We start from the raw sequence: 13936 nt of genomic DNA, 5'->3' as shown, positions 1-13936 counted from the left end.
AACTGACCAAGTAGGGGGGTCTACTTGGTCGGTAGATTTAGAATATATTTATCGGTAATTCAGGCGCACTTGTCGCTACCATCACCGCTTTAATAGTGTGTAGGCGGTTTTCCGCTTGGTCGAAAACGATACTGTAAGGGGATTCAAACACTTCTTCCGTCACTTCCAGCCCGCCATAAAGATTAAACTCTTTGGCAAGCTGAGCGCCTAATGTGGTGTCTTCATTATGAAACGCAGGCAGGCAGTGTAAGAATTTCACGTCTGGGTTACCTGTCAGTTTGATTACGTCCATATTCACTTGGTACGGTTTCATTAAGGCAATGCGCTGAGCCCACACTTCCTTCGGTTCTCCCATCGAAACCCAGACATCGGTATACAGAAAATCAGCGTCTTTAACGCCTTCAGCCACGTTTTCAGTCAGAATAATTTTTCCGCCAGTGGTTTTGGCGATTTTCTGGCACTCTTCAATTAATTCAGCCTCTGGCCAACAGCTTTTTGGTGCCACTAAACGCAGCTCCATCCCCGTGAGGGCGGCGGCTTCTAGCATCGAATTTCCCATATTGTTACGCGCATCCCCGAGGTAGGCGAATTTGATGTCAGAAAGCGGTGTATTGGGCTTATATTCTTGAATGGTAAGCAAATCGGCTAATAACTGTGTGGGATGGAATTCGTTAGTTAATCCATTCCAGACAGGCACTCCCGCATGCTGCGCTAATGTTTCGACGGTGCTTTGCGCGTAACCCCGATATTGCACACCATCGTACATCCGCCCCAGCACTCTGGCGGTATCTTTCATCGTTTCTTTGTGCCCAATCTGGCTGCCTGATGGTCCAAGATAGGTGACTCTCGCCCCTTGATCGAAAGCACCCACTTCAAATGCGCAGCGCGTCCGTGTGGAATCTTTCTCGAAGATCAGCGCAAAATTCTTACCTGCTAATAAAGGTGGCTCAGTGCCAGATTTTTTGGCTGATTTTAGCCAAGTGGAGAGTTTTAATAATGCATGAATATCGTTAGAGGTAAAATCCAATAGTCTTAAAAAATGCTTTCCATGTAGGGGGTTCATAAATCACAGCCTTTTATAATTGAATTAATATTCAATTTATATTCATAAAAATTCAAAATCAACCCCTCATGCAAAAGAAATTATTTTATTAGGTATGGTTTCACCCTCGACCCTATGGGAGAATGAGCCGGAGACTAATACCACGGAACAAGGGGTGTGGAGATGGTAGATAAAGCTGAATTTGATGCGCAGTACGAAGAAACTCGCCTGATCATTGAAGAGTTACTGGAAGATGGAAGTGATCCTGATGCGCTGTACGCGATTGAGCATCACTTCTCTGCGGACAATTTTGAATTGTTAGAAAAAGCGGCTGTTGAAGCATTCAAACTGGGTTATGAAGTGACTGATGCGGAAGAACTGGAAATTGAAACCGGTGAAACCTTGATGTGTTGCGATGTGATCAGCGAAAGTGCGTTAAATGCAGAATTGATCGACGCGCAAGTTGAGCAGTTAATGAAATTAGCAGAAAAAATCGGTGTGAACTACGATGGTTGGGGCACCTATTTTGAAGATCCAGACGCAGAATATGATGATGAAGACGGTGACGACGAAGGGGATGATGAGTCCGAAAATCGCGTTCACTAATTGATTTTTCAAATTTCAATAGCGGGTAATATCGCTGAATTGAAAGATAAGAAAGCACTGATTGAGAATATCGTCAGTGCTTTTTTGTTTTTATATCAAGATGCTAACTCTTTCACCATATAGTGCCAGCCGTAAATATCCATATAGCGTAATGTCGTGCGAGAGGTTTCATACTTTTCATCGATATAGCCACGGCGCAAATAAAGCTCTCTTGCCTTGGTATTCAAATCAGATACATACAAAGAAATTCGGGTGAGCTTGGGATCTGCGGCTGCTTGGGTTTCAATGTGATCTAACACGCGATTACCAATTCCCATACCTCGCAACTTGTTATCGACACATAAGTAAGAAAGATAGGCTGTGTCTGCTCTTGGTTTGTGTACAAATAACTGGAAAATGCGTCGAATTTTCATAAAGCGGAAAAAACCAGCTTTACGCAGAATCTGTATTAATGGCACGGGGGTAGGTACTTGTTCTTGAATGCGTTTTACGCCGTAAGTTATACCATAAACGGCGACTAGCTTGCCATTTAATTTAACCTGAAAGTGCCTATCATAGGGGTCACTCAGACCGCGTTGCCAAAATAGAGATAACACCCCCTGACGCTGGGCTTCTGGCATATCGCTAATGGTTTTAAATTTAGAAGAAAAGGCTTCATAAAATAGCGTGTTAGCACTATCAATGTTTGCTTCCTCCAAAGGTTCAATGACGAACGGCTCGTTATTGACCATTGAGTTCATCATCATGATTTCACCAATAAAGGGTCTGTGTGCTCAAGCGTAAATATCATCTCAGGGGAGTTCTCTTGAAAAGCATTGAGCTGCCAGTCGCCGTAGAGATGACGAATCTTTAAATCGCAAGATTCAATGGCCTGAGTAATGTCGCTGAGTGTCGGAAAGGCAATATCCGATTCAGCGCGGAATATCGAGCCACTCTCACCTTGTTGGTAGAATGTTTGATAGCGAACAATACCATTTTGTTCGGCAACATCATTCCAAAGAGTGACTTCGCCAAACTCTTGGGTGGTGAGTGATTCACGAGATAATTCAGGTGTCCACTCTCGCCATTCTTCAACCGCCGGGTTGCGGCTATCAAATACAATCGTGCCATCGGCAGTGAGATGTCGCTGCATGGTTTGCAATGCGGCAATCCGTTGTTCTTGAGTCAAAAAAACTTGAAAAGCGTGACCGGATAAAATGATCAAATCAAATTTCATGTCCAGATTGAGCTTTTCGGCAGTACTGTTCAGCCAACGAACGCGACTTGTTTTTTGTTGAGCAATATCCAACATCGCTTGAGCAGGATCGACACCGACCAAAGTGGTATGTGGATATTGCTCCGAAATGGCGGTGAGTAACGTACCTGTACCGCAGCCTAAATCCAAAATATGAAACGCAGAGGAGGCTAACTGAAGATATGCCGCATAGTCTGCCCGCTGCAAGCTGTTGTCTAAATCATAGAAGCGAGCGAGCTTGGGATCTTCATAAAGGGCATCTTCATACTGTGAGATCATTGGCTACGGTATCCTTTTATTGGGTAGCGAGGCTATAGCGCTTTTAGCATGCGAATTTCGCAGTCGCTATGGCCAGTATTGCCTAATGGCTCGTCGATAAAATCGAAGCCCAGTTTTTCATACAGCTTAATGGCGGCTTGTAGCTCTTTGGTGGTTTCTAAGTAACAGCGGGTATAGCCTTGCTGCTTAGCAAATTCTAAAGACATTAAAACGATTTGCTTGGCTAAACCCTTTCCGCGCAGCACAGAAGAGAGATACATTTTTTGTAATTCAGCGGTATGTTCATCACCACCAGCGACTTGTGAAATGCCTCCACCGCCAACCACTTTACCGTCCATCTCCACCACCCAATATGCGCTGCGTGGTTTGCTATACACTTCATACAGTGTATCTAAAATAGGATCCGCAACGGCGAAACCTTTATCTGCGGTGAGCCCATGTTCAGCGGAAACTTCACGAATAACAGCGGCGATCCCTGGGTTATCTTGAGGTTGAATTAAACGAACTTGAACAGTTGAGGTTGTGCTTGTTGTCATAAGAATATCTCTTTTTATTTGTATTATTTATATTTTTAATTGCACTATTTACTGGTGCAATAATTATGATATTGAGCATGTGATAAAGCTTTTCAACACCGGGATACAAAAAAGCCCTAACTCATCAGCGACAAGTCAGGGCTAGAGATTTAAAGCTTAACGATTATAAAGAGGCGATGGTCACTTTTTGCGCTTCAATCTTCGCTTTCGCTTCGATATTTTCCGCTAAACGCGCACGCTCTTTCTCAACCACGGCAGCAGGAGCACGGCTCACAAAGCCTTCGTTTGCCAGCTTGCTTTCGATGGTATCAATTTCTTTCACCACTTTTTCTAGCTCTTTATCTAAACGAGCCAGCTCAGCGTCTTTATCGACCAGACCTGCCATTGGGATCAGCACTTCAGCGCCTGCCACTAATTTAGTCACAGAAACTGGGGCTTCTTCGCCTTCAGCCAGCACGCGAATGCTTGCTAAACGCGCCATTGAACGAAGGAAGTTTTCGTTCTCAGTCACACGGCGGGCAACATCCGCAGAGGTGCTACGCAGCATGACATCTAATGGTTTACCTGGCGCAATGTTCATTTCTGCACGAATATTACGTACAGCTACGATGGTTTCTTTAATCCACTCTAAATCGCTCAGTGCCAACTCATCCACTTTCGCCGCATCGAACTCTGGGAATGCTTGCAGCATGATGGTGTCAGCTTCAATACCTTTCACCACTTTCACGCGTTGCCAGATGGTTTCGGTGATAAATGGAATGATTGGGTGAGCCAGACGCAGTAAACCTTCCAGTACTTCAATCAGGGTGAAACGCGCTGCACGAACTTGGGCTTCATTACCTTTATGAACCGCAGGTTTAGACAGCTCTAGGTACCAGTCACAGAATTCATTCCATGTGAAATCATACAGAATACCCGCTGCGATATCGTAACGGTGAGTATCTAACGCTTCACGGTAAGCTTTTACGGTTTGGTTGAACTGCGCCATGATCCAGCGATCAGCCAATGAGAAGCTCATTTCGCCGCCGTTTTGACCGCAATCTTGACCTTCGGTATTCATCAGCACAAAGCGACTCGCATTCCATAATTTATTACAGAAGTTACGGTAACCGGACAGACGTTTCATATCCCAGTTGATATCGCGACCCGTTGATGCCAGCGCCGCTAAAGTAAAGCGCAGGGCATCAGTACCGTGTGCTTCAATACCGTCTGGATACTCTTTACGAGTACGTTTAGCAATTTTCTCAGCCAGTTGTGGCTGCATCATGTTGCCAGTACGTTTTTCCAGTAAGGCTTCCAATGAAATACCGTCGATCATATCCAGTGGGTCGATAACGTTCCCTTTGGATTTAGACATTTTCTGACCTTCTTCATCGCGGATCAGACCTGTCATATACACGGTTTTAAATGGAACTTGTGGCTCGCCATTTTCATCTTTGATGAAATGCATGGTCATCATGATCATACGGGCAATCCAGAAGAAAATAATATCGAAACCGCTGACTAATACATCCGTTGGATGGAAAGTTTTCAGCGCATCGGTATTTTCTGGCCAGCCTAAGGTTGAGAATGTCCACAGACCGGAAGAGAACCATGTATCTAATACGTCGTCATCTTGACGCAGTGCCACATCGGCACCTAAGTTGTTTTCGCGGCGAACTTCATCTTCATCACGACCCACGTAAACATTGCCTTTGTCGTCATACCAAGCTGGAATACGGTGACCCCACCATAATTGACGAGAAATACACCAGTCCTGGATATCACGCATCCAAGAGAAATACATGTTTTCGTATTGGCGCGGAACGAATTGGATACGACCATCTTCAACGGCTTTGATAGCGTCTTTCGCTAAAGGCGCGGTGCGCACGTACCATTGGTCAGTCAGCATTGGCTCGATAACCACGCCACCACGGTCACCGTAAGGTACGGTTAAATCGTGAGGTTTGACTTCGACCAGTAAACCTAATTGTTCAAATTCAGCGACGATAGCTTTACGAGCTGCGAAACGCTCCATGCCACGGTAGGCTTCTGGAATTTCGCTGCTGTAATCGGTGCATGGATTGCCGTTAGTGTCGAACACTTCCGCTTCATGACGAACGTTACCATCTAAGTCCATCATGTTGATCATGGTCAGTTGGTGACGTTTACCGACTTCATAGTCGTTGAAGTCATGAGCTGGGGTGATTTTCACGCAGCCGGTGCCTTTTTCCATATCGGCGTGTTCATCACCCACGATTGGAATGCGGCGATTGACGATTGGCAGAATGATTTCTTTGCCAATTAAATCTTTATAACGCGGATCTTCAGGGTTAACAGCCACACCAGTATCACCCAGCATGGTTTCTGGACGTGTGGTCGCAACCACTAAATAGTCTTTCCCTTCAGCGGTTTTCGCGCCGTCAGCCAGCGGATAACGCAGGTGCCACATAGAACCTTTAACTTCGCGGTTTTCAACTTCCAGGTCAGAAATTGCGGTGTGCAGTTTCGGATCCCAGTTAACCAGACGCTTACCACGATAGATTAAGTTTTCTTTGTACATACGAACGAAAGCTTCTTTAACGGCTTTAGATAAGCCTTCGTCCATGGTGAAGCGTTCGCGATCCCAGTCAACAGAGTCGCCTAAACGGCGCATTTGTTGAGAGATAGTGCCGCCAGATTCTGCTTTCCATTCCCAGATTTTGTCGATGAACGCATCACGACCGTAGTCATGGCGGTTTTTACCTTCTTCAGCCGCAATTTTACGCTCAACCACCATTTGAGTTGCGATACCCGCGTGGTCAGTACCCGTCTGCCATAGGGTGTTTTTCCCTTGCATACGCTGATAACGGATCATGGTATCCATAATGGTTTGTTGGAAGGCGTGACCCATGTGCAGGCTACCCGTAACGTTCGGTGGTGGGATCACGACGCAGAAACTGTCTTTTGAGGTATCACCGTTCGGGCGGAAGTAACCGCTTTTTTCCCAGTGGGTATACAGGGACTGTTCGATTTCCGCTGGGTTATAAGTTTTATCGAGGGATGGCTCGATCATTGCGTTGTCTGGTTTCTTTTCCATTTTTATCTTTGTGTTCAGTAAGTTGGCGGCGTCGCCATGGTCAAATTGAAGCCGACGCTCCGGTAAGTTTTATACCGGTCACGCGCCAACTGTTTTAAAGTTTCATCGATAGGCACGAAGTCTATCACTTCATGGAAAGCCGTTGCAAAATCTGCGAATTGGCTTTGTAAATTAATCAGGATATCGCGAGGTGTATTGCCGCGTTTATTTGGCCAGCAAATTTCGATCGGCGAACCATAACGAGGACCTTCCCCCGCCAAATTGTGAGGTACAAACTGGTGAGGATCCCGTTGCCAAAGCGCCTCATCCATTTTTTCAGCTTGCAGCTGATCCTCGCAGGCAATTAGAACGCGTTTTCCGTTGCGCCACGCCTCTGCAGCAAGTTCACAAGCGAGCCATTCGTGGGCTTCATATTCCGCTTGTGGGGAGGGCTGTTGGAGTTGGTAGAATGTACCTTTTTTCATATACCCGTCTGTACCCGTCATACTTCAATTTGTAGGGGTGTTGGCTGCGCTCTCTCGCCTCGGTCACATACTTATGTATGCTCCCAAGGTCTCAATCACTTGCCGCCTACCTACAAACTGAATTATCTAGGGTATAACCGTAAACTGTCATACTTCAATTTGTAGGGGTGTTGGCTGCGCTCTCTCGCCTCGGTCACATACTTATGTATGCTCCCAAGGTCTCAATCACTTGCCGCCTACCTACAAACTGAATTATCTAGGGTATAACCGTAAACTGTCATACTTCAATTTGTAGGGGTGTTGGCTACGTTCTTTCGCCTCGGTCACATATTTATATATGCTCCCAAGGTCGCAGCAAGATTAAATCTGCGCTGAATTATACTCGTTTTTACCACAGCCTCAAAATGGTGTGGTGAGTGTGACCTAACTGCTTGTTGCTTAAAAACAATATCCCGAATCGCAGAACCTGCTCATCGGGATATTATAATAACAACTTAATCAATGGCGATGTTTAATCGTAATTGAAATTACTCGTCACCATTTAAGCCAGCGCGGTTCAGTAAGAACTGAGCTAACATAGAAACCGGACGACCGGTTGCTCCTTTAGCTTTTCCTGAACGCCATGCAGTACCTGCGATATCCAAGTGCGCCCAGTTATATTTACCTGTAAAGCGTGCTAAGAAGCAGCCTGCGGTAATAGCACCACCCGGGCGACCACCCGTGTTCGCTAAATCAGCAAAGTTAGAGCTGATTTGCTCATAGTATTCGTCAGCTAACGGTAAACGCCAAGCACGGTCGCCAGCTTGCTCTGAAGCATTTAACAGCTCGTGAGCCAGTGGGTTGTGGTTGGACATTAAACCAGTGTAGTGGCTACCTAAAGCAATCACACATGCGCCTGTTAATGTGGCGATATCGATAACCAGTTCTGGATCGAAACGCTCAACGTAAGTCAGGGTATCACACAGGACTAAACGACCTTCCGCATCCGTGTTTAACACTTCGACAGTTTGACCAGACATAGTGGTTAGGACATCACCAGGACGATATGCGTGTCCACCCGGCATGTTTTCACAGCCAGCCAGTACGCCGACGACGTTAATTGGCAGTTGCAGATCAGTGATAAAGCGCATGACACCGTAAACGGTCGCGGCACCGCACATGTCGTATTTCATCTCATCCATGCCATCAGCAGGCTTGATGGAAATACCGCCTGAGTCGAAGGTTAAACCTTTACCGACCAGTACAATTGGTTTGCACTCTGGATCTGGGTTGCCTTTGTACTCCATGATGGACATCAGAGATTCGTTTTGGGAACCTTGACCCACGGCTAAGTACGCGTTCATGCCCAGCTCTTTCATTTGCTCTTCGCCGATCACGCGAGTGGTCAGCTTGCTGTCAGAAATGTCTGCCAGTTGGCGAGCTTGTGACGCTAAATAGCCAGCGTTACAGATATTTGGTGGCATGTTACCCAAATCTTTAGCCGCTTTAACGCCTGAGGCGATAGCTAAACCGTGGGCGATAGCACGCTCACCGCTAGTCAGTTCACGGCGTGTTGGTACATTGAAGACCAGTTTACGCAGTGGACGGCGGTGCTCGGTTTTGTTGCTTTTCAGCTGGTCGAAGACATACAGGGATTCTTTCGCTGTCTCAACGGCTTGGCGAACTTTCCAGTAGTTGTTGCGACCTTTTACATGTAACTCAGTCAAGAAACAAACGGCTTCCATTGAGCCAGTTTCATTCAGAGTACTAATAGTTTTCTGAATGATTTGTTTAAATTGACGCTCATCGAGTTCACGTTCTTTACCGCAACCGATCAGTAAAATACGCTCAGATAGAACGTTAGGCACATGATGCAGCAGCAAGGATTGACCTACTTTACCTTCAAGCTCACCGCGGCGCAGCAGGGCGCTGATATATCCGTCACTAATTTTGTCCAGCTGTTCAGCGATAGGGGACAGACGGCGTGGTTCAAAGACTCCGACAACGATGCAAGCGCTACGTTGTTTTTCCGGGCTACCACTTTTTACACTAAACTCCATGCGTTCTCCTGAATCTTAAAGACAAAGGTCGATGCTCCAGTTAAAATTAGCCTTTCGCATGATCTGGCTTATAGAGAATGAACTCTTTGTGTTAAATTGAGCAAATACCTAGTTTCGCTTATATTAAGCATATTCCGATATAGCACTTAGTATAGATAATGCTTTTATATCATTCTAGCCAAACAATAAACCAGAGTATATTTTAGTAAATGGCTGTCATAGAACGAACTTAGCCATTTTCATCCCAAAAGACAAGTTTTCACAGGCGTAATAAGCGTGATCATTATTCGATATTTGGTTCGGGAAACCCTGAAAAGCCAGCTGGCGATACTTTTTGTCCTGCTGCTTATCTTTTTTAGTCAAAAGTCCATCGACATCTTAGGTGCCGCTGTTCAGGGGAATATTCCTTCGAATTTAGTTCTTCCGTTATTAGGATTGGGTGTGCCGGAAATGGCGCAACTTATCTTACCTTTGAGCCTATTTCTTGGGCTATTGATGACTTACAGCAAATTGTACACAGAAAGCGAAATTACTGTGATGCATGCCTGCGGCCTAGGTAAAAGTGTGCTTGTGAAAGCGGCACTGGTACTTGCTGCATTAACTGCCTTAGTCGCCGTTGCCAATATTACTTGGATGTTGCCTTGGTCATCTCAGTATCAAGAGCAAGTTTTGGCGGATGCAAAAGCCAACCCCGGTTTAGCGGCGATGGTGGAAGGGCAGTTTAAAACCACCAAAGATGGCAACTTTGTGTTGTACATCGGCGAAGTCAAAGGCAATGATTTTAAAAATGTTTTCTTAGCTCAGTTGCGTACAGCCAATGAGCAGCGTCCTTCCGTTGTGGTTGCGGATAGCGGTTATATGAAAGAAGACGAATATGGTCGCCAGATGGTGGTGTTAGACCAAGGTACTCGCTACGAAGGCACGGCAATGCTGAGAGATTTCCGCATCACCGACTTTGTGAATTACCAAGCCGTTGTTGACCATAAAGCCACGGATGTCAGTACGGATAAAGTGGAACAAAAAACCATGATGCAGCTGTGGAATGAGAGCAATCCTGAGGTCAATGCTGAATTCCACTGGCGCCTAACCATTGTGTTCTCCGTGGTCGTGATGGCGTTGATGGTGGTTCCTCTGAGTGAAGTGAACCCGCGTCAAGGGCGTGTGCTCAGTATGATCCCTGCGATGCTGCTGTATCTGATTTTCTTCTTATTACAAAGTACGTTACGTAATAGTGCAGACAAGGGGGATGTCGACCCTAAATATGCGATGTGGGCGGTTAACTTCGGTTACTTGCTATTAGCAGTGATACTGAATTTATGGGATACCGTACCAATGCGCAAAGTGCGTGCTAAGTTGACCAGAGGGGTTGCCTGATGTTTGGTGTTTTAGATAGGTATATCGGTCGAACCATCCTCAATTCGATTTTAATGACGCTGTTTTTGTTGGTTTCCCTTTCAGGGATCATCAAGTTTGTCGAGCAGCTTCGCAAAGTGGGTGACGGTGATTACACGGCGATGAGCGCAGGGGTTTTCACCTTATTAACCGTTCCCAAAGATATCGATGTTTTCTTCCCAATGGCGGCATTATTAGGTGCATTGCTGGGATTAGGCGCGTTAGCTTCCCGCAGTGAACTGGTGGTGATGCAAGCGTCGGGCTTTACCCGTTTGCAAATTGCGATGTCTGTGATGAAAACAGCGATTCCATTGGTTATCGTTACGATGGTCATGGGGGAGTGGATTGCACCTGCAGGCGAGCAGTGGGCGCGTAACTATCGTGCAGAAAAAATTGTTGGTAGCTCTTTGGTGGTTACGGATTCAGGCATGTGGGCGAAAGATGCCCATGACTTTATCTATATCCAACGTATTAAAGATGCGAGCACCATCCAAGATGTTTCTGTTTATCGCTTCGATGACCATCGCAAATTACAGTCTGTGATGTTTGCCGCACGCGGAACTTATGATGCGGATAAAAAGCTGTGGGTGTTATCCCAGGTTCAAGAATCTATCTTGGGTAGCCAGCAAAAAATTACGGGTTCACAGCGTTTAACTTATGATTGGAAAACCAATTTAACCCCAGAGAAATTAGGCATTGTTTCCCTGAATGCGGATTCTCTTTCAATTCGCGGCTTGTATCAGTACATCACCTATTTGAAAGAGAGCGGGCAAGTTGCTTCGGTTTATCAGCTGAGTATGTGGCAAAAAATCCTAGCGCCGCTTTCTGCAGCAGTCATGATGTTGATGGCGGTTTCCTTTATCTTCGGACCTCTGCGTACGGTTCCAATGGGTGTGCGTGTGATTTCAGGGATTGTGGGCGGCTTCTTGTTCTACATCTTAAACCAAGGCTTTGGTAACTGGAGTTTGGTCTATTCCATTCCGCCAGTACTTGCGGCAGCGCTGCCGAGTGTCTTGTTCTTGGGCGTGAGTATCTTCTTGTTAGTTAAACGAAAATAGTCCATTCCCTTTAAATTGAAAAAAGGCTGTCGAATCGAATGATTTTACAGCCTTTTTTATTGCTGATGGCAACTCTCCACTTCAATAACATACTCATTTTTTGCTGAAGATAAAATTACCGAAATTACTCAATATCGATTGAATTTTTCCTTGAGGCTTAAACAACACTTGCTGGATCTTTTTCTGTTTCGTCTGAGAAGTGTATTCACCGATAATGCCAATCACATTTTTTCCACTTTTGTTGGCAATCTGTTGTGCATAAGAGAAAGCACCGCCATTTGCACTGTATGATTTTTCAATCATGTAAGCATTTTTCCAGGTTGCTTGCCTGGTTGCTTGAATGAATGATTGCTTTGCTTCGTTTATGGTATCTGCGAGTAACTTTTTATACTCAGCCGTTGCTTCAATGTTCGGATTATCCGCTTTTTCATTCTTCAGTCTGGAAAGATCTATTTCGACATAGTCTGGTTTTTTAGGCTGTGGAAAGAGTTCTTGATGATTAAATACATTTCTGAGTTGCTTTACTAATTCAGAAACAGTGTTCGTTCCTGATTTTACGGAGCTGGGGCGTAATATGTTATGAGCGGAAAGTGGGATAATTTTCATCTTAGTTCCTTTACCAATAATGAGTAGTCAGGCTAAGAGTAGCGAAAGGTCATACTAAAATATTGCATAAAAAGCAGACGTCTATCAAAAAAAGCAGTCGTCTAACAAAAATAACAACGAATAAAAAACTGCCTGAAGGGCTCAGGCAGTTGTCACGATAAACGTAAGTACGCGCACAAATCCGCTTTTTAAGGTAGGGGCATAACTCGCCAGTGCATTAATTGCGTCGGCGGTACCCTTTCAATTTTTTCCATACGCATGGTTAGATGATAATGAAGCAACCATATCATTCACACCTGCGGTCAACTTACTGAACTTACTACCATCTTTACGGGTCATCACCACGAATACCGCAATATTTTGCTGTGGGATCATCGCCATATAGGTATTAAATCCGCCGCCGCCGCCGGTTTTCTGGTAGATCCCCGGAATACCGTTTTTAGGCTTCATATACACCCATCCAAGACCCAGTCCATCAGCATAACCTGCAACGTCCATTCCTTTGGCATCTAACAGCTTTTCACGGGGGAAGAAAATGCCTTGCTCGCGGGCTGCGGTCGCTTTACGTAGGTTATTATCCGTGGATAAAAATTGCTGCATCCACTTTTGCATATCTGCCGGAGTAGAATACACACCACCGCTTCCTGCTGCTGCAAGGGTGTTATGGCAAGGGCTTGGCTTGGTGCCTTCCATTAATCGGGCGCATTGACCTTTGCTTGGGGTATAGGTGGTATCCGTCATTTTCGCCGAGGATGTCACGTATTTGCTGAACAATTGCGGGTATGACTGCCCCGTCGCTTTGATCATCGCATCAGCGAGTAAATCATAGGCGAGGTTGGAATAAGCGGCTTCAGTACCCGGTGTAAAATCGAGTTTACCGGTTTTCAGCCATGTCCAACGGTTCTCTTGGGTTGGCCAAATAAAGACAGGGCGACCCCATTTTCCACCTGGTTGTTCACGAGGTAAACCACTGGTATGGCTTGCTAAATGATACAGCCGGATAGGTTGCCCACTGTTGTTATCAGGCACGGTAACACCGTTGTAGCTGTATTGCTGTAGCGGGTCGGTGATCGCTAATTTTTTATCTTGCTCCAGCTTAATTAAGATTTCACTGGTCATTAATTTACTAACAGAAGCGATGCGGATCAGGGAGTTAGGTCCCGGTTTTTGTCCATTACCCGGTGCGGTTTCACCATAATAGCGAGCGAGAGTTTGGTTGTTATCAATGACGATAATCGCCATGCCTCGGGCATCGCTTTCGTTATAAATTCGATTGGCATACATATCGACGATTTTGGTGACACGCTCGTAAGTTCTTCTATCGCCTTCGAATATTTGCCACTCGGAGTTACCTGCAAGCATGCCACTTGGTGAGCTTTGCGCGGTTTTTTCTGTCGTTGAGGAACAGGCCATCAATGCTGCAGACAGTGCGGATACCGACAAAATTTTAAGAAACGTTTTCTTCATGTTTGAAGCCAGCCGATATGATTGTTTATAAAAGACTTTTCAGCCAATATTTATTTTTTCTTTGAGAAAATTTTCATGACTACACCAATTAAGATGCCAATAACCAGACCAGTGGCTATCCATCCAACAAAGCCCATAAAATATGCCTTTATAAT

12 protein-coding genes are annotated in these 13936 nt (G+C 45.4%); 3 read left to right on the top strand and 9 right to left on the bottom strand.

The genetic code is table 11. The annotated features are described in order from the left end of the window. Positions 1–37: 37 nt before the first annotated feature. Positions 38–1063 carry an ornithine carbamoyltransferase gene (gene argF, locus HFU86_RS17580; RefSeq protein ID WP_187129756.1) on the bottom strand — a complete coding sequence of 342 codons (1026 nt, stop codon included), beginning with the start codon at positions 1061–1063 and terminating at the stop codon, positions 38–40. 162 nt (positions 1064–1225) lie between these two features. On the opposite strand from argF, the gene rraB reads away from it, so the two are divergent. Then, on the top strand, positions 1226–1648 hold the full coding sequence (rraB, locus tag HFU86_RS17575; protein WP_036949139.1) for a ribonuclease E inhibitor RraB: 423 nt from the start codon (positions 1226–1228) through the stop codon (positions 1646–1648). A gap of 95 nt (positions 1649–1743) precedes the next feature. Here the strand turns inward: rraB and HFU86_RS17570 are convergent, their stop codons facing one another. The 6 genes from HFU86_RS17570 to pepA all read right to left on the bottom strand — a co-directional run bounded on the left by HFU86_RS17570 (position 1744) and on the right by pepA (position 9258). Beyond that, positions 1744–2394, bottom strand: coding sequence for a GNAT family N-acetyltransferase (locus HFU86_RS17570; RefSeq protein ID WP_187129755.1), 651 nt, complete (start codon positions 2392–2394; stop codon positions 1744–1746). Next, a complete protein-coding gene (locus HFU86_RS17565; protein WP_132496387.1) occupies positions 2391–3161 on the bottom strand; it encodes a class I SAM-dependent methyltransferase in 771 nt (256 codons plus the stop codon). The genes HFU86_RS17570 and HFU86_RS17565 overlap by 4 nt, the downstream gene beginning before the upstream one ends. 32 nt (positions 3162–3193) lie before the next feature. Beyond that, positions 3194–3697, bottom strand: coding sequence for a GNAT family N-acetyltransferase (locus HFU86_RS17560; RefSeq protein ID WP_132496388.1), 504 nt, complete (start codon positions 3695–3697; stop codon positions 3194–3196). A gap of 163 nt (positions 3698–3860) precedes the next feature. Continuing rightward, entirely contained in the window at positions 3861–6731 is a 2871-nt protein-coding gene (locus tag HFU86_RS17555) for a valine--tRNA ligase (RefSeq protein ID WP_187129888.1), read from the bottom strand. 38 nt (positions 6732–6769) lie between these two features. Next, a complete protein-coding gene (locus HFU86_RS17550; protein ID WP_132496390.1) occupies positions 6770–7219 on the bottom strand; it encodes a DNA polymerase III subunit chi in 450 nt (149 codons plus the stop codon). Positions 7220–7746: 527 nt separating this feature from the next. Continuing rightward, positions 7747–9258, bottom strand: a complete 1512-nt coding sequence (pepA, locus tag HFU86_RS17545; RefSeq protein WP_036949149.1) for a leucyl aminopeptidase — start codon at positions 9256–9258, stop codon at positions 7747–7749. A gap of 276 nt (positions 9259–9534) precedes the next feature. On the opposite strand from pepA, the gene lptF reads away from it, so the two are divergent. Both lptF and lptG read left to right on the top strand, forming a co-directional pair. Then, positions 9535–10632 carry an LPS export ABC transporter permease LptF gene (gene lptF / locus HFU86_RS17540; RefSeq protein WP_108478846.1) on the top strand — a complete coding sequence of 366 codons (1098 nt, stop codon included), beginning with the start codon at positions 9535–9537 and terminating at the stop codon, positions 10630–10632. Next, on the top strand, positions 10632–11708 hold the full coding sequence (gene lptG / locus HFU86_RS17535; RefSeq protein ID WP_187129754.1) for an LPS export ABC transporter permease LptG: 1077 nt from the start codon (positions 10632–10634) through the stop codon (positions 11706–11708). Before lptF ends, lptG begins: the two co-directional genes overlap by 1 nt. Before the next feature lie 93 nt (positions 11709–11801). On the opposite strand, the gene HFU86_RS17530 is transcribed toward lptG, so the two are convergent. Then, positions 11802–12314, bottom strand: a complete 513-nt coding sequence (locus tag HFU86_RS17530) for a hypothetical protein (RefSeq protein WP_187129753.1) — start codon at positions 12312–12314, stop codon at positions 11802–11804. 240 nt (positions 12315–12554) lie between these two features. Beyond that, positions 12555–13781, bottom strand: a complete 1227-nt coding sequence (ampH, locus tag HFU86_RS17525) for a D-alanyl-D-alanine-carboxypeptidase/endopeptidase AmpH (RefSeq protein WP_132496393.1) — start codon at positions 13779–13781, stop codon at positions 12555–12557. Positions 13782–13936 lie beyond the last annotated feature (155 nt).

It is taken from the genome of Providencia sp. JUb39, assembly GCF_012272845.1.
Lineage (GTDB): Bacteria > Pseudomonadota > Gammaproteobacteria > Enterobacterales > Enterobacteriaceae > Providencia > Providencia lanzhouensis.
The sequence above is the reverse complement of the archived record's forward strand: the minus strand, read 5'-3'. Positions and strand labels throughout refer to the sequence as shown.